Genomic DNA, 24,415 nt, shown 5'->3' on the forward strand with positions numbered 1-24,415 from the left:
CCTTGGAGGCTGACCGATGAAAATCTTGCTGGTTTTTGCCCATCCTGAACCTCAGTCGCTTGGCGCCTCTCTCCTTGACGTGGCAGTGAAGGAATTGAAGGCTCAGGGACACGAGGTGCTCCTTTCGGATCTCTATGCCCAAGGCTGGAAGTCTCAGGTCGATCGTGCCGACTTCCCGCAGCTGCAGCCGCAGGCGCGGCTGAGAGTGCCTGCGGCCTCGGGAGAGGCCTTCGACGCTGGCGCCCTATCTCCCGACGTAAAGGCTGAGCAGGAAAAGCTACTCTGGGCTGACGTCCTGATTCTTCAGTTCCCGCTTTGGTGGTTCACCATGCCTGCGATCCTCAAGGGCTGGGTTGATCGAGTTTACTCGTACGGGTTCGCGTATGGCGTCGGCGAGCACAACGACAAACGTTGGGGCGACCGCTATGGTGAAGGCACCCTGGCGGGCAAAAGGGCCATGTTGATCGTCACCGCCGGAGGCTGGACGGAGCACTATTCAGCGCGGGGAATCAATGGTCCGATCGATGACCTCCTGTTCCCGATCAATCACGGTATTCTCTATTATCCTGGTTATGAGGTGCTTCCGCCGTTTGTCGTCTATCAAGCCGATCGCCTCGGCGAAGAGGGTTTCGAACGCGTGGCCGAACAGCTCCGTGAGAGAATGCGGACCCTCGAGACGACGCCGCCAATCCCTTACCGGCAACAAAATGGCGGCGACTACCTGATCCCGACAATGCTGCTGCGACCAGGGTTGGGAGATCCTGCCGAGGGATTCAAGTTGCACATGAAAACCGAAAAATCAGGGACGAAGCAGAGCGGGCCGGGTCACCGCTAAGCCCCGGATCTGGCCCGACGGCCTGATCTGCGACGCTCGTGAAATTCCTCGGTTTGTCTGTCCGAACGAGAAGGGTCGACCGACGCCCCTATACGACACCTACCCGTTCGGATGACCCGTCCGATTTACACGACATAGCCCGATATTACCGCACCCGTTTACGCGTGGGCTTCAAAGCGGAAGATCTATCGCCTTCTATCTCCACAAGAGCAAAACGTGGAGATAGAGTATGAGCGCTGCCCCGCATGTCACCCGCAGGACAATTCGCCGTCACCAGCTCCGAGAGATCGTGCCGCTTGCCGACAGCACGATCTACGACATGGAGCAGCGAGGAGAATTCCCGCAGCGCTTCTATCTCACAGCCCGCTGCGTCGTCTGGGACTTGGCAGAGGTCGAAGCCTGGCTCGACGCTCGACGCCATGCCTCTCGGATTAACACCGTCAAGCGCGCTCCCAGTCCCGACGTGAGATTGCGCCGTTCCCGGCCAGTCAAACACTAGGCTCGAGCTCAACCAGCTTCATCGTCGGCGGGAGCAGTGTCGGGACATACTTCCGCCCTAGGACCCACGCGTCCACCAGATTGGACCACTCCTGCATCATATGCCTGCGTTGATGCTCGTACTCCGCCTTGTTGTAGACGCCACGCGAGGATCGGCCGTCCTCGTGCGCTAGGCACTTCTCGATCCAGTCACTGTTGAAGCCCAGCTCATTCAGCAGCGTCGAGCCTGTGCGTCGAAGATCGTGAACAGTGAAAGGTTCGAGTGGCAGCCCCTCCTTTTTCGCTCTGACAATGACTGCGGTCGTAATCCGGTTAAAGGTTGCCCGCGACATCGGCGCGTCAGCGTCATATCGCGATGGAAGGACGTAGCGCGAATTGCCTGCGCAGGTTTTCAGTGCGATGAATATGTCGACAGCCTGCTGTGACAGATAGACGTTGTGTGCCTTCGACCGCTTCATTCGCTCCTTGGGTATCGACCAGACGGCGTTCTCGAAATCAACTTCATCCCACGTCGCATCTTGCAGCTCGCTTTTCCTGACCATCGTTAGGAGGAAGAGCTTCATTCCCAGCCGTATGGTCGGCAGGGTCGGTACATGCTCGAGCTGACCGAGCATGACGCGGATCTCCGCAGGAGATAGCGAGCGATCCTTCGGTACGAAGGTCGCGATAGACGCGGGCCCGACTTCATCCGCTGGGTTGGCGACCTTCTCGCCATGCAGGATCGCGAACGCAAAGATCAGTTTAACGATATCCCGCACATGCACGGCCGTGGCTGGTGCGCCGCGATCCTTCACCTTCCCGCACATCATGCGGAGATCGTCAGGCGTGATCTCCGTCAGAAGCCTATTTCGAAACGATGGTAGGATATCGCGCTCATAGATCGAGCGCCGCATGGCACGCGTGCTGTCGGCCATGCGCGACTCCTGGAACCACTTCTCGCCGAACTCGCCGAACCTCTTAGCCTCCTTTAGTCGTCGTTTGTCGTGCTGCTTTTCTTGAGCAGGAGACCGCCCTTCGGAAATGGCTCGCTTCGCATCGATCAGCTTCTCGCGAGCCCTGGCAAGCGAGAGGCCATCCGGGCCGTATCGCCCAAGCGTCAGCGTCTCGCGACGACCGTTGAGGCGGTAGTCATACCGGAACACGATCGCCCCCGACGGCTGCACCACGACGTACATACCGTCACGATCGCTCACCTTGTACAATTTCTTCTGTGATCTCAGTGCCTTAATCGCAGTGTCAGTCAGCATGGGGGCCTCCAAAACCGTCTAAAAACCGGAGAGAGGCGCCGATTATACCGTCAGGCCAAAAAAGGCGATGCTGCAAGCACGATTCCCGTTTAAAACCAGGCCGTTAATACAAAAAACAATACCGTCATCAGCTCTCTCGGCCGTGACGGTATAGCGAAACTCACGACCGAACAAGTTCCCCCATACCGTCTGCTATACCGTCCAATCGGAGTACTGCCCCTCGATAGAGGGCGATAGACCTCGTTACAATTATCGTTATATCACAATTATTTATAGCGAATGAGGGCGTGCAATCGGATACTGCCGGAGGGGCTAAAATCATTCCCACTCGATTGTTCCCGGCGGCTTCGACGTCACGTCGTAGACGACGCGGTTGATGCCGCGGACTTCGTTGATGATGCGGGTGGCGGCAGCGCCGAGGAACGTCATGTCGTAGTGGTAGAAATCCGCCGTCATGCCGTCGACCGAGGTGACGGCGCGTAGCGCGCAGACGAACTCGTAGGTGCGGCCGTCGCCCATCACGCCGACCGTCTGCACCGGCAGCAGCACGGCGAAGGCCTGCCAGATGGCGTCGTAGAGGCCGGCCTTGCGTATCTCGTCGAGATAGATGGCGTCGGCCTCGCGCAGGATCTCCAGCTTCTCGCGGGTAATGCCGCCGGGGCAGCGGATGGCGAGACCGGGGCCAGGAAACGGATGGCGGCCGATGAAGCTTTCGGGCAGGCCGAGCTCCTTGCCGAGCGCCCTCACCTCATCCTTGAACAGTTCGCGCAGCGGTTCGACCAGTTGCATGTTCATGCGCGCCGGCAGACCGCCGACATTGTGGTGCGACTTGATCGTCACCGACGGGCCGCCGGTGAAGGAGACGCTCTCGATGACGTCGGGATAGAGCGTGCCCTGCGCCAGGAATTCGGCGCCGCCGAGTTTCTTGGCCTCTTCCTCGAACACCTCGATGAACAACCGGCCAATGGTCTTGCGTTTTTTCTCCGGGTCCGACTCGCCCTCAAGGGCGTCGATGAAACGGTCCGACGCGTTCACCAGAATGAGCGGCAAATTGTAGTGCTCGCGGAACATCGCCACCACGCCCGCGGCCTCGTCCTTGCGCATCAGGCCGTGGTCGACAAGGATACAGGTCAGTTGGTCGCCGACCGCTTCGTGGATCAACAGCGCGGCAACGGAGGAATCGACGCCGCCCGACAGCGCGCAGATGACCTTGCCCTTGCCGACCTGCTTGCGGATCGTCTCGACCGCGTGCTCGCGATAGGCGCGCATGGTCCAGTCGCCTTCGATGCCGGCGATGTTGTGGACGAAGTTCCTGAGCAGCCGGGCACCGTCGGGCGTATGCACCACCTCGGGGTGGAACATGATGCCGTACATCTTGCGCTCGATGTTGCCGAAGATGGCGAAGGGCGAGCCCTCCGACTTGCCGAACACCTCGAACCCCTTGGGCAAGGAGATGACGCGGTCGCCATGGCTCATCCACACCTGGTGGCGCTGGCCGGGCGCCCACAGGCCCTCGAACAGCGGGCTGTCCTTCTGGATCTCGACGAAGGCGCGGCCGAACTCGCGATGGTCGGAGCTTTCGGCGACGCCGCCCATCTGCACGCACATGGCCATCTGGCCATAGCAGATGCCAAGCACCGGGACGCCGGCGTCGAAGACGATCTGCGGCGCGCGCGGGCTGCCGATATCGCCGGTCGAAGCCGGGCCACCGGACAGGATGACAGCCTTGGGATTGATGCGTTTGAACGCCGCTTCGGCCGACTGGAACGGCACGATCTCGGAAAACACACCTGCCTCGCGGATGCGGCGGGCGATGAGTTGGGTAAACTGGCTGCCGAAATCGACAATCAGGACGGTGTCGGGATGATTGGCTGTTTTCATGGCGAGCGTTTAGAGAAAGAAATGAGTCGGCGCAATGGGTTGCGAGGCCGCACCGCTACGGAACTTCGGCGCCTTTGTCACCGGCATTCGGCAGGTGTGTATCGAGGGCTCGCAACGCGTCCATCAGCGCTGCGAAGCGCTGCTGGCCGATGCGCCCGACATAGCGCCGCTCGATCTCAAGCTTGATGCGGTCACCGTCGCGCAAGGCGTCCAGTCCCTTACTTGTGTAGCCGACAAGCTTGCCGCGCCCGTCTCGCGGATCGGGCAGGCGCTGTACCACGCCTTCCGCCTCCAGCCCATCGAGCAATTGCTGGACCGCCTGCTTGGAAATCGCCGAGCGATCAATCAGAGCAGCCTGGCGAATCCCGTCGCGAGAGATATGCCCCAGCAGCCCGGCGCGCGCTTCCGTGAACCAGCCGTGACCGGCAGCGCGCATCGCAGCGGCGAATTCGGCCTGCCAGGCGCGGCTCGCCTGCCACAGGCGCCAACCGATGTGGTCGAGCAATGCTTCGGCTTTTTCGTCAAGCTCCTTGACCATTTTATCGATGCTCCGTATAGTCAAGATACTTGACGACTCCCATCGCGTCGAGCGATTTCGAACTCAAACCTGGGACCTCGGACAATGACAATTCTGAACAGGGACACGCTGGCCATCATCATGATCGGCACCACGCATGTCATCGACATGGGCGGCAAGAGCGCCTTCATCCACTACCAAACCGCTGAAAAGGCACACATGCTGCTGCCGGACGGCACCCGCTTCCATGGACAATGGGACCTGCTGGACGACGGCTACAAGGTCGAATGGGCGGATGGCCCGGCCGGCTCCTGGAAACTCGATCACAAGCCGGGAGCCATCGACTATGTCGATGCAACTGGCACTGTGCGCGGGCGCATCTCGCGCATCGATTTCGGCGATCCTGCCAGCCTGGCGGCCTGATCGGTACAGTCAGGCGCCGAGCAAGCCGTCACCGATCGCCTGATCGAGCAACCCGACCGCATCCGCCAGCTTCTCGTCGATGACATGGAGATATTCGGTCCAGTCACTGACATGCTGCAAATCGGCCGCGCCGTCGGAAATGCCGCGCAGCCCGATCAGCGGGATGTCGAACAGCTGGCAGGCGCGCAGGCAAGCGAACGTCTCCATGTCGACCATATCTGCGGCGATCACATCATAAGCCGCACCGGTGACGATCGCGCCGCCGGTCGACAGCGTCGCCTCCCTTACATCAGGAATCCTAAACGGCAATGGCACGGTCACCGGCAGGTCGAGGAAGGGTGTCGCGCCTTTCTCGAAGCCGAGCGGCGAGGCATCGATGTCGCGATAGCTGACCGAGACGGCCTGGTAGATTTCCGTCTGTTCCAGCGTCCGGCTGCCGGCTGAGCCGAGCGACACGACGAGGTCAGGCAGTGCCTTCTGCGATTTCAGCCAGGAGAGTTCCGCGCCCAGCCTGACGCCGGCCTCGACAGGACCGACGCCTGTCATCAGCGGCGTGAACAGTTGCTTGAGGTGTGGACCGTATTCGGCTTGCGCCGCCATGACGAAGAGGACGTCCTTGCCCGACAGGCGCGCCACTTTACCGGCCATGATCATTTACTCCTCTGCCGATCACCTGCTTATCTGCACCGCCGCCCGCCGGGACCCGCTGCCTGCGGCAGCTCCCGACGTTCGCGGCCTTTCATCGTGCCACTGGCACGATGAATTCGCCTGCGGCGAACCGGCCACTCACCCTTCTATGCCGTCGCGGCCAACCACGGTCATCATCGTGCCGGTCATGGTAGCAATCAGTTTGGCTTCGCCGTCGGCGGCGAAGGCATAGGCCTGGCCGTCGGCAACGATGATGGTGCGGCCGGGTTTGGTCACCGAGCCGCGAAACAGGAAGCGCTCGCCCCTGCCCGGCGCCAGCAGATTGACCTTGAACTCGATGGTGAGCACGCCAGAGTTTTCCGGCATCAGCGAAAACGCCGCATAGCCGCAGGCCGAGTCCAGCGCGGTCGAAATGACGCCGGCGTGCAGAAAGCCGTGCTGCTGAGTCAGTGCTTCCGAATAGGGCATCTCGATCTCGATGATGCCGGGCGTCACCAGTGTCAGTTCGGCGCCGATCGTGGCCATCGCCTTCTGGCGCGCGAAGGAGGTCCTGACGCGATCTTCATAGTCCGGGGCGGGTACGATCTTTGCTGCCATGGCCGCTGCCTTCCTTTATGCGGATAAGCTTATTGCAGAGGCATGGGCGGCAGGCAAATGCTTTTGCTGCACTGCAGCAATCGACCTCGTCTTCTGGCCGGCGGCACGCATCCGTCAGGGATTGGCGATATCCAACGGGTTCAAGCCGACCTGCGCAATGCGCAGAAGTAAAACCCGTCGGTGCCGCTCAGCGCCGGCGACAGCGAGATGTCGCCTTTGGCGCCGATGCGTACGGCTGCCTCATGGCCGGGAAAACGGCTGTCCCAGAGCGCGCGATGGTCGACCGGGACAAAACCGCTGTTGCGCTCCCGGAAGGCCGCGACCTGCTCGCCATTCTCCTCATCGAAGACCGAGCAGGTGATGTAGACCAGCAGGCCGCCCGGTTTGACATAGGCCCTGGCCGCATCGAGGATCGCCTGCTGCTCACCCTTGCGGGCATCGAGCTGTCTTTGCGTCAGCCGCCATTTGGCGTCGGGGCGGCGCCGCCAGGTGCCGCTGCCGGTGCAGGGCGCATCAACCAGCACGATGTCCATGTGGTTGCCGAGCGGGGCGAGTTCGGCCGGCTTGGTGACGATCTGGACATTGCGGTTTTCAGAGCGGCGGATGCGGTCGAAGATCGGCGCCAACCGGGCCTTTTCGGCATCGTGGGCAAAGATCTGGCCCCGATTGTCCATCGAAGCCGACAGGGCCAGTGTCTTGCCACCGGCGCCGGCGCAGAAATCCAGCACCTGCATACCGGCTTCGGCCCCGGCAAGGGCGGCCGCGATCTGCGAGCCTTCGTCCTGGACCTCGAACCAGCCTTTCTGGAAGGCCGGCTCGGCCTGAACGTTTGGGTGCCGGCCGTCGCCGTCGATCGGCGGGATGCGGATGCCGTGCGGGGCTATTGCCGAGGGTTTCGCACCGGTTCCCGTCAGTTCGGCCAGCACCTTGTCGCGATTGGCTTGCAAGGTATTGACCCTGAGGTCGAGCGGCGGGCGTGTCGCCAGCGCGGCGCCCTCATCGGCCCAGCTGGGGCCAAAGGCTCGCTCGAAAAGCGGCGCGCACCAGTCAGGAACATCCGCCCGCACCGCGTCCGGCGCATCGGCAAGCCGGCGATCGGCAATTGCCTGAAGCTCTGCGGCGCTCAGCAGCGGCGGTGCGAACTTGTCGCCATCGAGCGCGTCGTTGAGCGACTGGGCCGTCTGGCCCCATTCGAGCAGCAGCGCGCCGAAGCCGATGGCGCGCGGCGTGTCCTCGCCCAGCAGCCAGCCGGCGGAACGCTTGTGACGCAAGGCGTCGTAGACGATGTTGCCGATCGCCGCACGGTCGCCGCCGCCGGCAAAGCGATGCGACAGGCCCCAATCCTTCAGCGCGTCCGCCACCGGCCGGTGGCGCCGGCCGATGTCTTCCAGCACTTCGATGGCCGCAGCCAGCCGTCCGCCCAGTCGCATGGTCTTGTTCCGTCACGCAGAAAATTATTCCGGCCCTGCTCTAGAGCGCGCAACCGGCGGGCACAAGCAGGCCAGCCGGCACAACCGCTCTGCTTTCCAACTTTTCTGGTTGCGAATACTCTTTCGGTTGTGATTCGCGGCGCGAAAAGGCGGACCGGCGGATCGACACGAGGAGAGGGCAATGAAGACTTATCTGGCGGAAGTTCTAGGCACATTTCTATTGGTGTTCATCGGTACGGCTTCTGTGGTGACGGGCGGCTTCGGCGGTGCGGTGCCGCTCGGCCAGGAAGGCATCGGTCTGGCATTCGGCATCGGCCTCATTGCGGCGGCCTATGCGATCGGCCCCATTTCGGGCGCGCATCTCAATCCAGCGGTGACACTCGGCGTCTTCCTTGCCGGCCGGCTGCCGGCCAAGGACGTCATCCCCTACTGGATCGCGCAGGTCATCGGCGGCGTCCTTGCTTCGCTGGCGCTGTGGATCATCGTCTCCGGCCAGGTTGGCGGACACACCACAGGCTTCGGCGCCAATGGCTGGGACGTGACGAAATGGGGTGTCAGCTCGGCATTCCTGTGGGAAGTGATCGGCACCTTCACCTTCGTCACCGTGATCCTGGGCGTCACGGCTGAAAAGCACTCGACGGCGTTCGCCGGGCTGGTCATCGGCCTGACGCTGGCAGGGTTGCACTTTGCCATCATCCCGGTGACCGGCACCTCGCTCAATCCGGCCCGGTCGATCGGCCCGGCGCTGTTTTCGGGAACTGCCGCGATCGGCCAGCTCTGGCTGTTCATCGTTGCACCGCTGATCGGCGGCGCCATCGCCGGCGTCGTCGCCAAGGCACGCATCTTCGAGAAGGACTGAGTTTCGAAGGCTCGGGCATCGAAAGGCGCGGGCCAGGTCCGCGCCTTTTTTGTTGGCGATAGACCCATCTAATTCTCGCCAACGGCTCGGCCTCAAGACAATGATTAGTCTCGGCATTTTACCCGAGATCAGGTGTTTTTGAGAAACGGGTTTTCAGGAGGGTCCGAAATTTCTGCATAGTCTTTTCGGTTGTCTGCGCATCGGCAGCCGCAAAGCCCATGACAAGACCGTTTTGCTCCGTGCCGTGACGGTACTGGATCGACAGCGCCGAGACATTGATGCCCTGCTGGAGCGCCGCCTCGGCGACCGCCCTGTCGCTGCATATGTCGCGGAAAATGCCGACGACCTGGATGCCGGATTCGGTCGTGTGGAAATCCAGCCATTCGCCGAGATGCCTTTGCGCGCTTTCCAGAAAGAACTGCCGCCTCTCCCCATAGAGCCGCCGCATGCGCCTGAGGTGACGGGTGAAATGCCCCTCATTCATGAAGTCGGCCAGCGCGGCCTGGGTCAGCAAGGGGGCGAACTGGCCGGTCACGCTCAGCGCCGAGACGATCGTATGGTCGATCGCCTTGGGCACCACCAGGAAGCCGAGCCGCATGGCTGGAAACAGTATCTTCGCGAAGGTGCCGACATAGACCACGCGATTTGACGCGCCGATGCCCTGTAGCGCAGGAATCGGCTGTCCTTGAAAACGATATTCGCCGTCATAGTCATCCTCGATGATCCATGAGCGCCAGGTCTCGGCCATGTGCAGGAGATTGAGCCGCTGTTCCATCGGCATGGTTATGCCGAGAGGGTGATGGCAGGAGGGCGTCACAAAGATCATGCGCGGAATGACAGGCGGCGGATCGAGGTGCCAGCCGGCGTTGCTGACGCGCAGCGGTGCCAGTTTCGCGCCGGCCGAGACAAAGGCCGAACCGGCGCCATAGTATCCTGGTTCCTCCATCCATACCGTGTCGCCTTCATCGATCAGCAGCCGAGCCAGAAGATCGAACGCCGACTGGGCACCATTGGTGACGACGATCTGTTCGGGGCTGCACTTCACGCCCCGCGAAGCCGTGAGATAGCGAGCTATGGCTTCGCAAAGAGGGGGATAGCCTTTGACGTGATAGGTTCCGAAAAGGTCGATGTGCGCGAATTTTGCGCGGCGACTGAGCAGCTTGGACCAGGTGTTGAAAGGAAAGTTATCCGGATCCGGCATGCCGGGGTGAAAGGCCAGCATGCCCGGCCGGCCATGATGGTAGGGTTGGGCGAGCATGGTCTGCCCACGCAAGGATATCGGGTTCTCGTCCGCTGCTGAGACATGTTCCTGCACGGCCGAACGGGTTGGCAGATCCATCACCACTGAGGGCCTGCGCGGCCGCATGGCCAGGTAGCCTTCAAGCGCCAGTTGGTCGCAAGCAGCAATCACGGTGTTGCGGCCAACGTGCAGATCCCGCGCCATAACCCGTGTCGAGGGCAGCGCGTGACCGCTCGGCAACACGCGGTGCTCGATCAGATCACGCAACTGGACATAGAGCTGCCGATGCAAATTGGCGGGGCTGTCGCGATCCAGTGAAATGCCGTCGATTGGAAAACTGGTCTTCATTGTGGTTCCAAAAAATCAAAGCGATCTGGCTCTAACAATGGAACCAAAGCAGTCCTAGGCTCAAGAAAAATGCGATCAGGTTCAGATGGGACTGACCGATGCAATGCATAAGGGTGGGTGTGATCGGTGCCGGTGGCGTTGCCCAGGTCGAACACATTCCCAATCTGCTCAAGTTGCACCGGCAGTTCGAGGTCCTCGGGGTCTATGATCCGTCGCAGAAAGTCCGCGTCTTTGTCGAAGAGGAGTTCGGCCTCAGGACATTTGCCGAGCTCGATGAGCTTCTTGCCATGCCGCTTGACGCCGTAGTCATAGCTTCGCCGGATGCGTTGCACCTGGAACAGAGTCTCGCTGCCCTCGCCAAGGGTCTGCATGTCTTCTGTGAAAAACCGCTTTGCTACGGTGTGCAAGACATCGACGAATTGATCGCCGCCAGGGATCGCGCCGGAAAGGTGCTCCAGGTCGGCTATATGAAGCGCTTCGACCCGAGCTACGAGGCGGCACTGAAAATGCTGCCGGGCACGGCCCGGACGCTTCGCTATATTTCGGTCGAGGTCAACGATCCCGACGCCTGGCCCTTCATCCGGCACGCCTCCAGTTGCCGGGGTGACGACGTCGCGGCGGAATTGATTGCCTCGACCGAAGCAAGGCAGCGCGAGCAGGTGGACCGCGCGGTACCCGGGATCGACGATCCCAACGCGTTTCGCGGCTTCGTCGGCGCCTATTGTTCGTCGATCGTGCACGACGTCAACGCCATCCATGGCTTGCTTGACGCGCTCGGCATCGCCGATGGCGAAATCGTCGGCGCCTGGCTGTTCGCCAAAGGCGAAGGCGGACAGGGCGCCGTGCGACTGCTCAACGGCCAGGCATTGTGGAACATGGTCCACATCGCGACTCCAAGGCTACCCGAATACCGCGAGCGCATCACGCTCTACTTCGACGACGCCTCGCTTGAGCTGGAATTCCCCTCGCCCTATCTCAACCATCAACCGACGCGGCTGACCATCCGCACCGGCGGCGGCCACACGCTCTCCAGCCGCGACATCCGCAGCGGCTACGAAGAGGCATTCGTCGAGGAGTTGAAAGGTTTCTGGTCGGCGGTCGTCGAAGGCGCACCGGCGCGCAACACCGCCGAGCATGCCCGCCGCGACATGACGCTGCTGGCCGGCCTCGCCCGCCATCACCTGGCCCAGTCGAAGCAATCAGGAGTTCGCCCGTGAAGGTTCGCATCGGCATCAATCCGATCACCTGGTCAAACGATGACGTGCCGGAGCTCGGCGGTGATACGCCGCTTGACGTCTGTCTCAGCGAAACCAGGCAGGCCGGCTATGCCGGCACCGAACTTGGCGGCAAGTTTCCGCGCCGGTCGGCTGAACTCAAGCCGATCATGGAGCAGTATGGACTTGCCGTGATCTCCGGCTGGTATGATGGCCGTTGCGACGAGAAGGATGTCGGTGCGGAGATGGATGCGATCATGCCGCATCTCCAGCTTCTGAAGGATATGGGCTCGACCCATGTCGTCTACGCTGACACCTCGCGCGGCCGCCACAACGCCATCTGGGGACCGATCTCGCAGCGCCCTGTGCTGAACCCGGAAGAATGGCCCGCCTACGGCCGCAAGTTGACCATGCTGGCCGAGAGAATGGCGGATTTTGGCGTGCGCATGGCCTTTCACCACCATATGGGAACCATCGTCGAAACCGATGCCGAAGTGGGCCTCTTGATGCACCACACCGGCGAAGCCGTTGGCCTGCTCTACGACACCGGCCATTCCACATTTTCGGGCGGCGACCCGTTGGCCCTGATCAAGGCGCAGGTCAAACGCGTCGTGCATGTGCATTGCAAGGATGCTCGCAAAGCCGTGCTCGAGCGTGCCCGCGCCGAGGACATGAGTTTTATGGGTGCGGTCATGGACGGGATCTTCACCGTCCCCGGCGACGGCTTCATCGATTACCCGGCCATTTTGCGGGTGCTTGCCGACAACGGTTATAGCGGCTGGCTGGTCGTCGAGGCCGAGCAGGATCCCAACAAGGCCAACCCGCTGACCTATGCGACGATGGGCTTCCAGAACCTGTCGCGCATGGCGAGGCAAGCCGGATTTGATGTCATTGAGTGATTGAGGCCGCCATGCGGCCTCCAGGGAACCAGTGCTGAGGAATGAGACTGGAATGAAGGGGCAACTGGACTGCCGACCGTAATTGCGGCGGCGGAAAACAAACAGGAGGTTCTATGTTTTCGCTTGCGAAATTAGTAAAGCCTGCGCTCGGCCTGCTGGCCGGCTTCACCATGATGGCGGCGGCCACGACCCTTGCGGCCGCCGATGAAACGCGGGTGGTGTTCGTCACCCACGGCCAGAGCGGCGACCCCTACTGGTCGGTGGTCAAGAACGGCATGGACGATGCCGCCAAGACGCTCGGCGTCAAGGCCGAATATCTGGCGCCCGAAACCTTCGACATGGCCAAGATGGCGCAGATGATCGACGCCATCGCGGCCTCGAAGCCCGACGGCATGGTCGTCTCGATCCCCGACGCGGCCGCCCTTTCGGCTCCGGTGAAGAATGCCATCGCCTCGGGCATCCCGGTCATCATCATCGATTCCGGTGGCTCCAAGCTCACCCATGACCTTGGCGGCCTGCTCTTCATGGGGCAGGATGAGTTCCAGGCGGGCGTCACGGCGGGCGAGCGCATTAAGGCGCTTGGCCTCACCAAGGCGGTCTGCGCCAACCATGAGGTCGGCAATTCGAGCCTCGATGACCGCTGCGCCGGCTTTGCCAAAGGCCTTGGCGTCGACGTGCCGGTGATGAACGGCGTCATCGACCCGACCGAAATGAAGAACCGCGTGATCGCCTACATGACCGCTCATGCCGATACACAGTTCATTCTCGCCGTCGGCGCCAGCGGGGCCGAACCGACGCTTGCCGCGCTCGATGAGTTGGGTCTGTCGGGCAAGGTGAAGACCGGCACGTTCGATCTTTCCCCAACAATCCTGCAGGCCGTTGTCGCCGGCAAGATGGAGTGGGGTATCGACGCCCAGCAATATGCCATGGGCTATATCCCGGTCGCGATGTTCGATCTCTGGAAGAAATACAAGATCATGCCGATCGCCGACTATCCGACCGGCCCCGGCTTCGTCACCAAGGACACCGCCGCCTCGGTTATCGAGCTGTCGAAACTCGGCAAGCGCTAACACTGGCGGCCGGGCCTAGCCCGACCGCTGCATTTGTGGGGTCACGCCATGGTTTCAGAGATTCGCGACGAGCGGGTCCGGTCCGTCTCACGCCTCAGCCGCCTGTTGAGCAGGCCGGAGCTTGGCGCGGCCGCCGGCACCGTGCTGGTCTTCGTGTTCTTCGCCATCACGGCGGGGGGCACGGGACTGTTCAGTGCCAAGGGCATCATCAACTTTCTCGAAGTCTCGGCGCAGCTTGGCATTCTCGCCGCCCCCGTGGCTCTGCTGATGATCGCCGGCGAGTTCGATCTGTCGGTCGGCTCGATGATCGGCTTTGCCGGCATCCTCATCGCCATCCCTGCCGTTTTCTGGGGCTGGCCGATCTGGCTTTCGCTGCTGTTCACCTTCGCCGTCTGCGGCGGCATCGGCGCGCTCAACGGGCTCGCCGTCGTCAGGACCGGCCTGCCCTCCTTCATCGTGACGCTCGGCAGCCTGTTCATGCTGCGCGGCCTGACGCTCGGCCTCACACGCGGCATATCAGGGCGGACGCAGGTGTCGGGCGTGCACGAACTGGCGCAGAACGATCCGCTCAACAGCCTGTTTTCGGGACAGGTGTTTTCCGGCCTGATCGCCTGGCTTTCGAACATCGGCCTGATCGGCAAACGGGCCGACGGCCTGCCGTCGATATCAGGCATTCCGGTGTCGATCGTCTGGTGGATCGTGCTGACATTGGCCTGTACCTGGTTGCTGACGCGCAGCCGCTTTGGCAACTGGATCTTCGCTGCGGGGGGTGAAGCCAATGCCGCGCGCAACCTCGGCGTGCCGGTTGCACGCACCAAGATCACCCTGTTCGTCATGACGGCCATGGCCGCCGCGCTCTTTGCGGCGATCCAGGTTCTGGTCACGGGCTCGGCCGACACGCTACGCGGCACCCAGAAGGAATTCGAGGCCATCATTGCCGTCGTCATCGGCGGCACGTTGCTTACCGGTGGCTACGGATCGGCCGTCGGCGCCATGTTCGGCGCCCTGATCTTCGGCGTGGTGCAAATGGGCATCTTCTACACCGGCATCGACACAGACTGGTTCAAGCTTTTCATGGGTGCCATGATGGTCATCGCGGTGCTGTTCAACAGTTATGTGCGCAACCGCGCCATGAGGAGCCGGTGATGGCCGAGCCCTATGTCGAACTGAGATCGGTCAGCAAGTATTTCGGGTCGGTCGTGGCACTCAAGGACGTGTCCTTCGATGTCTGTCCCGGCGAGGTGCATTGCCTGCTCGGCGACAATGGCGCCGGCAAGTCGACGCTGATCAAGACGCTGTCCGGCGTCTACACGCCCGACGAAGGTGAAATCCGCGTACAGGGCAAGCCGACACGGTTTGCCTCGCCCGCCGATACGCGCAACAGCGGCATTGCAACAGTCTACCAGGACCTGGCGCTGGTGCCGCTGATGAGCGTGGCGCGCAACTTCTTCCTCGGGCGCGAGCCGATGCGCAAGTTCGGGCCGATCAGCCAGTTCGACGCCGACTTCGCCAACCGCACCGCGTATGACGAGTTGGCGGCGATGGGAATCCAGCTGCGCGATCCCGAGCAACCCGTCGGCACGCTTTCAGGCGGCGAGCGTCAGTGCCTGGCTATTGCCCGTGCCGTATACTTCGGCGCCAAGGTGCTGATCCTGGATGAGCCGACATCGGCGCTGGGCGTCCACCAGGCATCCGTGGTTCTGAAGCTCATCGTCCAGTCCAAGGCGCGTGGCATCGGCGTCATCTTCATTTCCCACAACGTTCATCACGCCTATGTGGTCGGCGATCGCTTCACGCTGTTGAAGCGCGGCAAAAGCACCGGCACTTACGCGAAAAGCGAAATTGATCGTGATCAGTTGCTCAATCTGATGGCGGGCGGCAAGGAACTGGTCGATCTGGAGCAGGAACTGACCAAAGCGGCCAGCAGCCGCCCGGCTTGAGGCGCGTTGGTCAATAACCTTTGTGCCCGACCTGCTGACAGACGTGATGCTTTCGGTCGATCGGCCTGGTGCTGTTTTCCGGCAACGCCGCGATCGTCGAGCTCTTGCTCTTCATCGTAGCACCGTTGATCGGTGGCGCCATTGCCGGAGAGTCGCCAAGGCGTGCATCTTCCAGAACGATTGAGCTTCGAAAGCCTGAACACAAAAAGGCGCGGGCCAGGTCCGTGCCTTTTCTTTGCTGGATCCTCTTGCCGTCAAAGCACCCGTGACAGGAACTCGCGGGTTCGCGGCGATACCGGATCGGCAATCATCTCGCGCGGAGCGCCGCGTTCGATGATCACGCCGCCATCCATGAACACCAGCTGATCGCCGATCTCACGGGCAAAACCGACCTCGTGAGTAACCACGACCATCGTCATTCCGCTTTCGGCCAGATCGCGCATGACCTGCAGCACCTCGCCAACCAGTTCGGGGTCGAGCGCCGATGTCGGCTCATCGAAGAGCAGGACCTTGGGCTTCATCGCCATCGCTCGTGCGATGGCGACACGCTGCTGCTGGCCGCCGGACAGTTCCCTGGGGTAGCGGTCGACCTTGTCCAGGAGGCCGACACGCCGGAGCAGGATCTCCGCTTCGGCTTTTGCCTGGTCCGGCGGGATGCGCCGCACCTGCGTCGGCGCCTCGATCAGATTCTCCATCACGGTCATGTGGGAGAACAGGTTGAACGACTGGAACAGCATGCCGGTCTCGGCGCGCCGCTGGCAAAGCAGGTCGTCCTTGACCTCGTAGAGCCTGTCGTCCCTGAGGTCGTAGCCGACGAACTGGCTGTCGACGAGCAGGATACCGGCGCTGAGCTTCTCAAGATGGTTGATGCAGCGCAGGAACGTGCTCTTGCCGGAACCCGAAGGGCCGATGATACAGGCGACCGACCCGACGGGTACGTCGAGATCGACCCCCTTGAGAACCTCGAGCGGACCATAGGACTTTCGCACGCCGCGCGCGAAAACCATGGAGTCGGCTGGGACGCCGAAGCGGGCGCGATTTTCGTCCTTCACGTCGCTCATCGCGAAATGCCCCGCAGGCTGATGACATTGCGCAGGAAGCGCATCGTCATGGGATCGCGGCGCGTGTCGCTGCGACCAAAATGGCGCTCGAGGAAATGCTGCCCCACCGACATGATGCTGACCACAGCGAGATACCAGAAGGCGACCACGATCAGGAGCGGGATCGTCTCGAAGGTGCGCGCATAGATGCTCTGCGCCGAATAGAACAGGTCGTCGACGGCGATGAACGTCACAAGTGACGTCATCTTCAAAAGGTTGATGGCCTCGTTGCCGGTTGGCGGCAGCACGAAACGCATCGCCTGCGGCAGCGTGATGCGCTTCAGGATCATGCGGTAGGGCATACCAAGCGCGCTCGCCGCCTCGGCCTGACCCGACGGCACCGACTTGATGCCGGCCCTGATGATCTCGGCCATATAGCCGGCCTCGCACAGGGAAAGCGCGACGACGGCGGAGAAGAACGGCGTCATGAAATCATTGGTGCGCACGGAAAACAGCGTGCCGACAAACGGGATGGTCAAAGAGATCTCGCGCACGAGCAGCGACAGGTTGAACCAGAAGATCAGCTGTATCAGGGCCGGTACGCCACGGAAGAACCAGACGTACAGGCCAGCGAATGAACGCAGCACCGGGCTTGGCGACACGCGCATGATGGCGATGACGGTGCCGACAACGATCGCCAATATCATGATCACCGCGGTGAGCATCAAGGTGTTGCCCAGGCCGCGCATGACGGAGGGATGCAACAGGTAGCCCACCACGGTTGGCCAGGCAAAGGCGGGATTGCTGGCGAAGGCCCGGATGATGAGAAACGCCAAGAACAGGGCCAGCGCGGTGCCGACCCAGATGCCGTAGCGGCGCTGCGGCACGACGGTCAGGCGCGAAACCGCCTCGGCGACGCCTGGCTCGATGCGTATCTCGGTAGGGTGGGCCACGCCCATCGCTGGTTCTCCTGGTCTTCATCCGCAAACGGCGCCCGATACGAGACCGGGCGCCGACAGTCGCTCTCGCATGAGTGCGAAAAGCACGATGCGAACTTTCAAGTCTCAAAATGCGTCCGAATGGACGCACTTTGCTAGTCCGCGCGCAGCGCCTCCATGGTGCCGACGAAATAGGGCTCCTTGATCGCGTAGGCGCCCATGCCATATTTGTCGAGAACAGCCTTGTAAGTGCCATTCTTGAACAGCTCGGAGAGTGCGCCCACCATCATGTCGGCGGTCTCCTTGTCGTCCTTGGCGATCGCCATGCCGAGCGGCGCGACTTCATAGAGGGTCGGCAGCACCACGAGCTGGCCCTTGCTGGTGACCTCGAAATAGCTCGATGCGGTCGCATCGTCCATGCGGGCGTCGACGCGGTCGGACAGCACCGCCTGGACGATATCCGTCGACGAGTTGAAGACCGATTTTTCGATCGCCGCCTGGCCCTTGCCGGTGCAATCCGTGCTCAGCTTGTCGACCAGGAAATCCGATGCGCTGCCTGCCGAAACACCGATCCGCTTGCCGCAGAGCGGGGTGTCGCCGCTGAAGCTTGCCTTCTTGTCCGGCGACGTCGAAACAGCCAGGCCGGCCTTCAGGAACATGACGAAATCGACCTGCTTGAGCCGCTCGGGCGTGGCGGAGAACGTTTCCCAGGCGACCTTGAAGCGGCCGGCCGCCAACCCCGGTATCATCGAGGGGAAAGGCGTGCGCGCCACGTCCAGCTTGGCGCCGACCAGCTTGGCCACCTCACCGGCCAGTTCAATGATGATCCCGGTCTGCTTGCCGTCGGCGTCGAGATACTCGAACGGCGCATAGTCCAGCGTGTTGGCGACGGTCAGCATGCCGGTCCGCTGGACCTCGGCCGACTTCGTCACCTCGGCGGCGCCCGAAGGTCCGCCCCAGGCTACGGCAAGTGCGGCCAGCGCGAAGGCGGCCATCTGCGAATGTGCTCTCATTTTCGTTCCCCTTTTTGATTACAACGGTTCTTGCAGTCTGCTCTCCAATCCGGGCCTCGCGTCCGCACCGACGCAGCCGCGCATTGATCCGTCTATGAAGCGGCTGCCTCCGCAGCCTTCTTCTTGCGGTAGTGGTAGTTCTTGTCGATGCGCTCCATCAGATAGTCGCCGTAAAGCACCGGCTCATATTTCGGCCGGCTACCGGCCGGCACGCAGACCGGCAGCGCTTCGATCGTTTCATCCATGGACGGGTCGAAGAAGAAGGGCTGGGAATAGCGCTCGCGCCCCGACCGGTTGATGACGCGATGCGGCGTCGAGACGAACTGGTCGTTCGACCAACGCGCCAGGATGTCGCCGACATTCATCACGAAGGAGTCCGGGACCGGCGGCGCGGGAACCCAGTCGCCCGCCTTGTTCTTGACTTCCAGGCCGCCGACATTGTCCTGCGCGAGCAGTGTGATGAAGCCGTAGTCGGTGTGTGGGGCCGAGCCGAAAAGCCCCTCTTCCTGGGGCTGCGTCGGATAGTGCAGCAACCGCAGGAAGGTCGTCGGCTGATCGAAGTAGCGGTCGAGACTGTCGGTTGGAAGCCCGAGAGAAAGCGCGATGGCGCCGACCATCTTGCGGGCCAGCGTGCTCATCTCGTCGACATAACGTTCGATCGTCAGCCTGAAGCCGGCAAGTGCTGCCTCGTCCGGCCACTGGTTGGGACCCTGCAGCGGCTTGTCGGCCAATGCCCTGGGGTCGTTGGCCTCGACCTCGTGCATGAAGAAGATCGATTCGCTCTGGTTCGGCTTGCTCACGGTCGCCACCGACGACGTCACGATGGTCGAGCCGGCAAAGGGCAGGTAGCCGCGGAAATTCCTGTCGATCTTCAGCGCCAGCTTCTGCTCGTCGGGCAGAGCGAAGAAGCGCTTGCTGGCTTCGCGAACCGCCTCGACGTCGGCACGCGGGATCGGGTGCCCGACGACATAGAGGAAGCCAATCGTCTCGAGATGGCGGCGCAGTGTCGCCGCTGTCGCGGCGATCGCATCCTGGTCGCCGCGGTAAAGCGCCGACACGTCGAGGATAGGAATTTCGGAAAAGTCGCCGCGTGCGTCCATTCGAACACCTTGTCTTGAACATAAGATACAGTACTGTATTTCTACACATCCAAATCGCCTCAGCAATAGGCTTTCGAACGCAACGGGAAAATCGCGGCACAATGGCACCACGCAAGATAATCATCGACACTGATCCCGGCCAGGATGACGCGTTCGCTATCCTTTTCGCGCTTGGTTCGCCAGCCGAACTCGAAGTGGTCGGCATCACGACGGTCGGCGGCAACGTGCCGCTCGCCTTGACGTCGAAGAACGCGCTCAAGGTCGTGGAACTGGCCGGGCGGCCCGATGTGCCGGTCTATGCAGGCTGCCCGGCGCCGATGGTGCGCAAGCTGATCACGGCCGAGTATGTTCACGGCGAAACGGGCCTCGATGGCGCCGACCTGCCCGAACCCGTCACGCCGCTGCAGAGCGAGCACGCAGTCAACTATCTGGTGCGCACGATCATGGATGCGCCGGAAGGCGAATTGACCGTCTGCACGCTCGGCCCGATGACCAATCTGGCCATGGCCATGACCATGGAGCCGAGAATCATTCCCCGGCTGCGCGAAGTCGTGCTGATGGGCGGCGGCTTTTTTCAAGGCGGCAATGCCACGCCTGCCGCGGAATTCAACATCTTCGTCGATCCGCATGCCGCGCACAAAGTGTTCGACAGCGGCGTCCCGGTGACGATGGCGGGCATCGACTGCACCTACACCGCCCTGATGACGCCCGAATGGCTCGATGCCCTGCGTGCCACGGGCAGTCGCGCGGCGATCGAGGCCGCCAACATGGCCGACTTCTATCGCCAATACGGCACCCACAAATTCGCGACGGCGGCGCGCCCGATCCACGATGCGTGCGTCACCGGGTACCTTCTGGCCCCCGAGATCTACGAGCAGCGCCAGTGCGCCGTGACGGTCGATATCGTCTCGCCCGAGACCATAGGCATGACCGTCGTCGACTGGTGGCACGTCACCGGCCGCCGCAAGAACTGCAACGTGCTGCGCCGGATCAATCCGGCGCCGTTCTTCGCGCTGATGCTGGAGCGGATCAGTGCGCTGCCCTGAAAATGCGTGTCCAGAGATAGACGGTGACACGGAGAATTGCGAAGCAGTCAGGGGCCGGTTCGATTGGCGAATCGGCCATGCGCGTTGCACGCGGCGACGAAGGTCTCGAATTTCATGAACGGGAAAGGCGCGCTGGCGAAAACGAAAAGACCGCCTCGACCGGCGGCGCGGCCAAAAGCGGCGCGGCAGACGCTCAGCCGCGAGGCCTGGATCGCCGCGGCACGCAAGGTGCTGGAAAAACGTGGCATCGGCGAGGTCAAGATCGACCGCCTGGCGCAGCAACTGAAGGTAACGCGCGGCAGCTTCTATTTCCATTTTGCCAGCCTGGCGGACCTGCGCGGCGGCCTCCTGCAGGAATGGCGAAACAGCAACTGCGCGCCGTTCTGGGCAATGCGGGAGATCCACGACATGGACGGCCTGCAGTTCTTCACCGACATCGTGCATGTCTGGGTGGATGAGGCCCCTTTCAGTCCCCTGCTCGATCTGGCCGTGCGCGATTGGTCGCGGACGTCAAAAAAACTCGCCCAGGACGTCAAGGACATCGACGACCTGCGCATCGAGCTGCTTATCCGGTCGTTCCGCGCCATGGGCTATTCGGAGGACGAGAGCATCGTGCGGGCGCGCATCACCTATTTCCATCAGATCGGTCAGTACGCGCTGTCCTTCAAGGAAGACCCGGCCGTGCGCCGCCGCTATCAGCCGCTGTTCGGAGAGGTGCTGCTCGGGCCGCTTGTGCAGGAACCCGGTACAGCACCGAGGCCGTCGGAGATGCGGAGCGGGCGGCGTTAGTATCCGAAAACGGCCCCTCCGGATGCTCTAGACTAGGAAGCGGTCGCACCATCCGCGATGGCTCGAGTCGCGTTCTGGTGAGGACGCAGCAGAAAATAGAATGCGGCGATGTGCGTGATCATCAGCAGCGGCACGTATATGATCGGGATCGCGTAGGCGGCGCCCAGCTGCTCCGCATGTGCGGGAAGGCCGACCTGGATGGCGTGGTAATAGTCGACGACGAGCTCGACCGTGCCGACGAGATTGAAGGCGACGACGAACGCCCAGAAGAGCCGAGGCAGCCTCACCGTGAGCAGCGCCAGCATGGCCAGCAGCCCTGTTGCAAAGTCACCGTAGGCGGCGAACACGGCGAAACCGGTTGGGAGATCGGGGCTCACGACGCCCGGCAGGATGAAGACGAGCCCGAAGAAGCGGAAGCTGTGCAGAGTGGCGATGGCCCGCTGCGCCTCGACCCGGTTCATTGAACTCAGCCAGGGCCAGATGTATGCACCGAAGCAGAGCAGCCACGCGACGTAGCCTAGAACGAGATGGGTTTGGAACACCATTTCCGTGGACATTTGGCCTCCTGTCAGAAGCTTGGTTCACCCGCCCCAGCTTCAGTCGGTTACCTCTAAGCCCGCTTCCATAGTTCGACTATCCGTTGTAATCACAACAACCTATGAAGCAGAACTACACAGTCCGACACGGTGCGCTGGAGGGCGTCGAGGTGTTTCTGGCAGTCGCCAGGCGCCGCAACTTCCGCCGCGCCGCCGCCGATCTCGGCGTGACGCCGTCCGCCGTGAGCCAGGCGGTGCGCACGCTGGAAGCCCGCATGGGTGCGGCGCTGTTCGTCCGCACGACCCGGAGCGTCGGTTTGACCGAGGCTGGCCAGCGGTTCCTCGACCGTGCAGGCCCTGCCTTCGAGGAACTCGTCGCGGCGGGCGAGGCCGCGCGTGATGTCGGCCAACGGCCGACCGGTCTGCTACGCCTGTCCGTACCCCGCGCCGTCGTGCCGTTGATCCTGGAGCCGATGATCGCGTCGTTCTGCCGGACCTATCCCGAGATCGAACTGGAGATCGCCGCGAGTGACGAGATGGTCGATCTCGCCACCGGCGGGTTCGATGCCGGCATCCGCCTTGGCCAGTTTATCGCGCCCGACATGGTCGCCGTGCGGCTGACGCCATCGTTCCCGTTCGTGGTCGTCGGCAGCCCGGAGTATCTCGAGCGCCATGGCACCCCCGAGCGCGTCGAGGATTTGCGCCACCACGCCTGCCTGCGCTTGCGCCGTTCGAACGGCGCCATCGCGCCCTGGTCTTTCGTCGACGGCAACGGGGAGATCGAAGCGATGATCTCAGGCCCACTGATCGCGCACGACTATCCGACGTTGCTGGGGGCTGCGATGCAGGGGGTTGGGCTGGCGCAGACGCCTCGACCCGTCGCCGAAGGTCCGATTGCCCAGGGAAAACTGAAATCGGTGCTGGACAGCGTCGCCGCCACGACACCGGGCGTCTTCCTCTATCATCCCGGCAAACGCCAGATCCTGCCGAAGCTGCGCGCCTTCATCGACCACCTCAAATCCGCGGTCTGAGGTAACGAAGGATGCCGCCCCCCGGCGCTTCGCTTACACCAAAGCTCTCATGGTATAAATATCAGAAATACATAAGTAAAAAATACTACAAGATGGACCATTCCGGTCAAGAACGTCGTTCTTTCAGTGCTGAAGCTTACATTGCATATGAAAAGCGCCAAGACCAAAAGGACCGCATCAGCAGCCGGCAGCCCCAGGGTCAGTCCTCTCCCCGTCAACAGGCTGGCGGCTGCGACTCCGGGTATGGTCAGGCCGATCGTGGCGCAAGCCGAACCCATCGCGACATTCAAGCCGCGCTGCAGCTCGTTGTTGAGTGAAGCGCGCACCGCCGAAATGGCCTCCGGCATCAACACCAGCCCCGCGATCATTGCCCCCACAATGCTGTCAGCCTGGGTCACCTGGTAGGCAACGAGCGTATCTTCGACGCTTGCCGCGACCTGCTCGGCGAGCATGACAATTCCGATCAGCCCGGCCATCAGCAGCAGAGCGCTGGCAGAGATGTTCTCGTGAGGGGCAGCGCTCACCGGAACGTCGTGTGGTTGTCCCTGAATAAAGTCTTCCCGGTGCCGGACGGTCTGCGCGAACACGAAGCTTGCATAGAGCAGCACTGAAAGGACGCTAACGAAACCAAGTTGGGCTGCCGAAAACGTGCCCGGATCCGTCGTCTGGGTGTAGGTCGGCAGAATAAGCGTCATGACGGTCAGCGCGATCAGAACCGCCAGATAGGCACTGGTCCCTTGCCGCACGATGGCCTGCTTGCGATGACGCCAACCGCCAAGCGCGAGACACATGCCGACAACGCCGGTGGACGTGATCATCACCGTCGAGAAGACGGACTCCCGTGCCAACGTCGGGTTGTTCTCTCCATGCAGCATCATGGAAACAATGATCGACACTTCGATTGCCGTGACGGCAAAGGTCAGCACCAGCGTGCCGTACGGCTCCCCTACCCGCCGAGCCACCGCCTCGGCGTGGTCGAGCACCACGAAAATGGTGACGAACATGATCGCGCTCGACAGCGCACCGACAACGATCCTGGCGTTCAGCGAACCCTGGTCTACCGACAGCCCGCTGGCTCTGACCGCGACAGCCATCGCCAGCGCAGCGAGGGGCATCGCGTAGGAAATCGCCGATCGTCCGAAACCACTCATTCAAGCCCTCATGTGTTTCTGCGAACCTTGCGGGAAGCCTGTGGGGAGCGCCTCAGCCAATGTCATCGACTCCGGCAAACGACACCGACCTGCGGCTCCTGAAGATGCCGCAAGGTCGCGCGTCC

General features: G+C 62.2%; 25 protein-coding genes and 1 pseudogene. 13 read left to right on the top strand and 13 right to left on the bottom strand.

The annotated features are described in order from the left end of the window. Nucleotides 1-16: 16 nt before the first annotated feature. The gene (locus HB777_22495; GenBank protein ID QND66407.1) at nucleotides 17-835 is read left to right on the top strand and encodes an NAD(P)H-dependent oxidoreductase; all 819 of its coding nucleotides are present in this window, start codon (nucleotides 17-19) and stop codon (nucleotides 833-835) included. 229 nt (nucleotides 836-1,064) lie between these two features. Then, complete coding sequence (locus HB777_22500; GenBank protein ID QND66408.1) at nucleotides 1,065-1,334, top strand: AlpA family phage regulatory protein; 270 nt, start codon at nucleotides 1,065-1,067, stop codon at nucleotides 1,332-1,334. On the opposite strand, the gene HB777_22505 is transcribed toward HB777_22500, so the two are convergent. From HB777_22505 to HB777_22515, 3 genes are all read right to left on the bottom strand, one after another. Further along, a complete protein-coding gene (locus HB777_22505) occupies nucleotides 1,324-2,580 on the bottom strand; it encodes a tyrosine-type recombinase/integrase (protein QND66409.1) in 1,257 nt (418 codons plus the stop codon). The two genes, HB777_22500 and HB777_22505, sit on opposite strands and share 11 nt — an antisense overlap. A gap of 318 nt (nucleotides 2,581-2,898) precedes the next feature. Beyond that, a complete protein-coding gene (gene guaA / locus HB777_22510; protein QND66410.1) occupies nucleotides 2,899-4,461 on the bottom strand; it encodes a glutamine-hydrolyzing GMP synthase in 1,563 nt (520 codons plus the stop codon). 55 nt (nucleotides 4,462-4,516) lie between these two features. Next, nucleotides 4,517-4,999, bottom strand: coding sequence for a winged helix-turn-helix transcriptional regulator (locus HB777_22515; protein QND66411.1), 483 nt, complete (start codon nucleotides 4,997-4,999; stop codon nucleotides 4,517-4,519). Nucleotides 5,000-5,083: 84 nt separating this feature from the next. Here HB777_22515 and HB777_22520 point away from each other — a divergent pair, with 84 nt between their 5' ends. Then, nucleotides 5,084-5,401, top strand: a complete 318-nt coding sequence (locus HB777_22520; GenBank protein ID QND66412.1) for a hypothetical protein — start codon at nucleotides 5,084-5,086, stop codon at nucleotides 5,399-5,401. A 9-nt stretch (nucleotides 5,402-5,410) separates the two neighbouring features. On the opposite strand, the gene HB777_22525 is transcribed toward HB777_22520, so the two are convergent. The 3 genes from HB777_22525 to HB777_22535 form a co-directional block, all read right to left on the bottom strand. Beyond that, on the bottom strand, nucleotides 5,411-6,049 hold the full coding sequence (locus tag HB777_22525; protein QND66413.1) for a 5'-methylthioadenosine/S-adenosylhomocysteine nucleosidase: 639 nt from the start codon (nucleotides 6,047-6,049) through the stop codon (nucleotides 5,411-5,413). A gap of 138 nt (nucleotides 6,050-6,187) precedes the next feature. Beyond that, the gene (locus HB777_22530) at nucleotides 6,188-6,646 is read right to left on the bottom strand and encodes a PaaI family thioesterase (protein ID QND66414.1); all 459 of its coding nucleotides are present in this window, start codon (nucleotides 6,644-6,646) and stop codon (nucleotides 6,188-6,190) included. Between the two features lie 140 nt (nucleotides 6,647-6,786). Continuing rightward, nucleotides 6,787-8,076, bottom strand: a complete 1,290-nt coding sequence (locus tag HB777_22535) for an RsmB/NOP family class I SAM-dependent RNA methyltransferase (protein ID QND66415.1) — start codon at nucleotides 8,074-8,076, stop codon at nucleotides 6,787-6,789. 181 nt (nucleotides 8,077-8,257) lie between these two features. On the opposite strand from HB777_22535, the gene HB777_22540 reads away from it, so the two are divergent. Then, entirely contained in the window at nucleotides 8,258-8,935 is a 678-nt protein-coding gene (locus tag HB777_22540; protein QND66416.1) for an MIP family channel protein, read from the top strand. A gap of 118 nt (nucleotides 8,936-9,053) precedes the next feature. On the opposite strand, the gene HB777_22545 is transcribed toward HB777_22540, so the two are convergent. Next, complete coding sequence (locus HB777_22545) at nucleotides 9,054-10,523, bottom strand: PLP-dependent aminotransferase family protein (GenBank protein QND66417.1); 1,470 nt, start codon at nucleotides 10,521-10,523, stop codon at nucleotides 9,054-9,056. 98 nt (nucleotides 10,524-10,621) lie between these two features. On the opposite strand from HB777_22545, the gene HB777_22550 reads away from it, so the two are divergent. The 6 genes and pseudogenes from HB777_22550 (at nucleotide 10,622) to HB777_22575 (ending at nucleotide 15,830) form a co-directional block, all read left to right on the top strand. Further along, a complete protein-coding gene (locus tag HB777_22550; protein QND66418.1) occupies nucleotides 10,622-11,740 on the top strand; it encodes a Gfo/Idh/MocA family oxidoreductase in 1,119 nt (372 codons plus the stop codon). Continuing rightward, nucleotides 11,737-12,636: a myo-inosose-2 dehydratase gene (gene iolE, locus HB777_22555; GenBank protein QND66419.1), complete on the top strand. Its 900-nt coding sequence runs from the start codon at nucleotides 11,737-11,739 to the stop codon at nucleotides 12,634-12,636. Before HB777_22550 ends, iolE begins: the two co-directional genes overlap by 4 nt. A 113-nt stretch (nucleotides 12,637-12,749) precedes the next feature. Further along, complete coding sequence (locus tag HB777_22560) at nucleotides 12,750-13,706, top strand: sugar ABC transporter substrate-binding protein (protein QND66420.1); 957 nt, start codon at nucleotides 12,750-12,752, stop codon at nucleotides 13,704-13,706. Between the two features lie 48 nt (nucleotides 13,707-13,754). Beyond that, nucleotides 13,755-14,852 (top strand): ABC transporter permease, encoded by a 1,098-nt coding sequence (locus HB777_22565; GenBank protein ID QND66421.1) that lies wholly within the window; start codon nucleotides 13,755-13,757, stop codon nucleotides 14,850-14,852. Then, nucleotides 14,852-15,646, top strand: coding sequence for a sugar ABC transporter ATP-binding protein (locus HB777_22570; protein QND66422.1), 795 nt, complete (start codon nucleotides 14,852-14,854; stop codon nucleotides 15,644-15,646). Before HB777_22565 ends, HB777_22570 begins: the two co-directional genes overlap by 1 nt. A 53-nt stretch (nucleotides 15,647-15,699) precedes the next feature. After that, nucleotides 15,700-15,830: pseudogene (locus HB777_22575) on the top strand (aquaporin). Nucleotides 15,831-15,900: 70 nt separating this feature from the next. Here HB777_22575 and HB777_22580 read toward each other — a convergent pair. The 4 genes from HB777_22580 to HB777_22595 form a co-directional block, all read right to left on the bottom strand. Continuing rightward, nucleotides 15,901-16,653: an amino acid ABC transporter ATP-binding protein gene (locus HB777_22580; protein ID QND68873.1), complete on the bottom strand. Its 753-nt coding sequence runs from the start codon at nucleotides 16,651-16,653 to the stop codon at nucleotides 15,901-15,903. 50 nt (nucleotides 16,654-16,703) lie between these two features. After that, on the bottom strand, nucleotides 16,704-17,645 hold the full coding sequence (locus HB777_22585; protein ID QND66423.1) for an amino acid ABC transporter permease: 942 nt from the start codon (nucleotides 17,643-17,645) through the stop codon (nucleotides 16,704-16,706). A gap of 134 nt (nucleotides 17,646-17,779) precedes the next feature. Further along, on the bottom strand, nucleotides 17,780-18,637 hold the full coding sequence (locus HB777_22590; protein ID QND66424.1) for an ABC transporter substrate-binding protein: 858 nt from the start codon (nucleotides 18,635-18,637) through the stop codon (nucleotides 17,780-17,782). Nucleotides 18,638-18,729: 92 nt separating this feature from the next. Further along, nucleotides 18,730-19,737, bottom strand: a complete 1,008-nt coding sequence (locus HB777_22595; protein QND66425.1) for an isopenicillin N synthase family oxygenase — start codon at nucleotides 19,735-19,737, stop codon at nucleotides 18,730-18,732. A gap of 101 nt (nucleotides 19,738-19,838) precedes the next feature. On the opposite strand from HB777_22595, the gene HB777_22600 reads away from it, so the two are divergent. Together HB777_22600 and HB777_22605 are read left to right on the top strand one after the other, a co-directional pair. Next, the gene (locus HB777_22600; GenBank protein QND66426.1) at nucleotides 19,839-20,783 is read left to right on the top strand and encodes a nucleoside hydrolase; all 945 of its coding nucleotides are present in this window, start codon (nucleotides 19,839-19,841) and stop codon (nucleotides 20,781-20,783) included. Between the two features lie 114 nt (nucleotides 20,784-20,897). After that, nucleotides 20,898-21,572, top strand: a complete 675-nt coding sequence (locus tag HB777_22605) for a TetR/AcrR family transcriptional regulator (GenBank protein QND66427.1) — start codon at nucleotides 20,898-20,900, stop codon at nucleotides 21,570-21,572. Nucleotides 21,573-21,604: 32 nt separating this feature from the next. Here HB777_22605 and HB777_22610 read toward each other — a convergent pair whose 3' ends face one another. Continuing rightward, on the bottom strand, nucleotides 21,605-22,129 hold the full coding sequence (locus HB777_22610; protein QND66428.1) for a hypothetical protein: 525 nt from the start codon (nucleotides 22,127-22,129) through the stop codon (nucleotides 21,605-21,607). Between the two features lie 101 nt (nucleotides 22,130-22,230). On the opposite strand from HB777_22610, the gene HB777_22615 reads away from it, so the two are divergent. Next, nucleotides 22,231-23,139, top strand: coding sequence for a LysR family transcriptional regulator (locus HB777_22615; GenBank protein ID QND66429.1), 909 nt, complete (start codon nucleotides 22,231-22,233; stop codon nucleotides 23,137-23,139). Between the two features lie 47 nt (nucleotides 23,140-23,186). On the opposite strand, the gene HB777_22620 is transcribed toward HB777_22615, so the two are convergent. Further along, nucleotides 23,187-24,290: a calcium:proton antiporter gene (locus HB777_22620; GenBank protein QND66430.1), complete on the bottom strand. Its 1,104-nt coding sequence runs from the start codon at nucleotides 24,288-24,290 to the stop codon at nucleotides 23,187-23,189. Nucleotides 24,291-24,415: the final 125 nt, after the last annotated feature.

This window comes from Mesorhizobium loti (assembly GCA_014189435.1).
GTDB lineage: Bacteria > Pseudomonadota > Alphaproteobacteria > Rhizobiales > Rhizobiaceae > Mesorhizobium > Mesorhizobium loti_G.

Coding starts and splice junctions, on each gene's coding strand:
- HB777_22580 (QND68873.1), bottom strand. CDS start 16,653: ATGGTTTTCGCGCGCGGCGTGCGAAAGTCCTATGGTCCGCTCGAGGTT.
- HB777_22590 (QND66424.1), bottom strand. CDS start 18,637: ATGAGAGCACATTCGCAGATGGCCGCCTTCGCGCTGGCCGCACTTGCC.
- HB777_22535 (QND66415.1), bottom strand. CDS start 8,076: ATGCGACTGGGCGGACGGCTGGCTGCGGCCATCGAAGTGCTGGAAGAC.
- HB777_22515 (QND66411.1), bottom strand. CDS start 4,999: ATGGTCAAGGAGCTTGACGAAAAAGCCGAAGCATTGCTCGACCACATC.
- HB777_22540 (QND66416.1), top strand. CDS start 8,258: ATGAAGACTTATCTGGCGGAAGTTCTAGGCACATTTCTATTGGTGTTC.
- HB777_22560 (QND66420.1), top strand. CDS start 12,750: ATGTTTTCGCTTGCGAAATTAGTAAAGCCTGCGCTCGGCCTGCTGGCC.
- HB777_22605 (QND66427.1), top strand. CDS start 20,898: ATGAACGGGAAAGGCGCGCTGGCGAAAACGAAAAGACCGCCTCGACCG.
- HB777_22520 (QND66412.1), top strand. CDS start 5,084: ATGACAATTCTGAACAGGGACACGCTGGCCATCATCATGATCGGCACC.
- HB777_22495 (QND66407.1), top strand. CDS start 17: ATGAAAATCTTGCTGGTTTTTGCCCATCCTGAACCTCAGTCGCTTGGC.
- HB777_22550 (QND66418.1), top strand. CDS start 10,622: ATGCAATGCATAAGGGTGGGTGTGATCGGTGCCGGTGGCGTTGCCCAG.
- HB777_22610 (QND66428.1), bottom strand. CDS start 22,129: ATGTCCACGGAAATGGTGTTCCAAACCCATCTCGTTCTAGGCTACGTC.
- HB777_22525 (QND66413.1), bottom strand. CDS start 6,049: ATGGCCGGTAAAGTGGCGCGCCTGTCGGGCAAGGACGTCCTCTTCGTC.
- HB777_22545 (QND66417.1), bottom strand. CDS start 10,523: ATGAAGACCAGTTTTCCAATCGACGGCATTTCACTGGATCGCGACAGC.
- guaA (QND66410.1), bottom strand. CDS start 4,461: ATGAAAACAGCCAATCATCCCGACACCGTCCTGATTGTCGATTTCGGC.
- HB777_22615 (QND66429.1), top strand. CDS start 22,231: ATGAAGCAGAACTACACAGTCCGACACGGTGCGCTGGAGGGCGTCGAG.
- HB777_22500 (QND66408.1), top strand. CDS start 1,065: ATGAGCGCTGCCCCGCATGTCACCCGCAGGACAATTCGCCGTCACCAG.
- HB777_22505 (QND66409.1), bottom strand. CDS start 2,580: ATGCTGACTGACACTGCGATTAAGGCACTGAGATCACAGAAGAAATTG.
- HB777_22600 (QND66426.1), top strand. CDS start 19,839: ATGGCACCACGCAAGATAATCATCGACACTGATCCCGGCCAGGATGAC.
- HB777_22565 (QND66421.1), top strand. CDS start 13,755: ATGGTTTCAGAGATTCGCGACGAGCGGGTCCGGTCCGTCTCACGCCTC.
- HB777_22570 (QND66422.1), top strand. CDS start 14,852: ATGGCCGAGCCCTATGTCGAACTGAGATCGGTCAGCAAGTATTTCGGG.
- HB777_22585 (QND66423.1), bottom strand. CDS start 17,645: ATGGGCGTGGCCCACCCTACCGAGATACGCATCGAGCCAGGCGTCGCC.
- HB777_22595 (QND66425.1), bottom strand. CDS start 19,737: ATGGACGCACGCGGCGACTTTTCCGAAATTCCTATCCTCGACGTGTCG.
- HB777_22620 (QND66430.1), bottom strand. CDS start 24,290: ATGAGTGGTTTCGGACGATCGGCGATTTCCTACGCGATGCCCCTCGCT.
- HB777_22530 (QND66414.1), bottom strand. CDS start 6,646: ATGGCAGCAAAGATCGTACCCGCCCCGGACTATGAAGATCGCGTCAGG.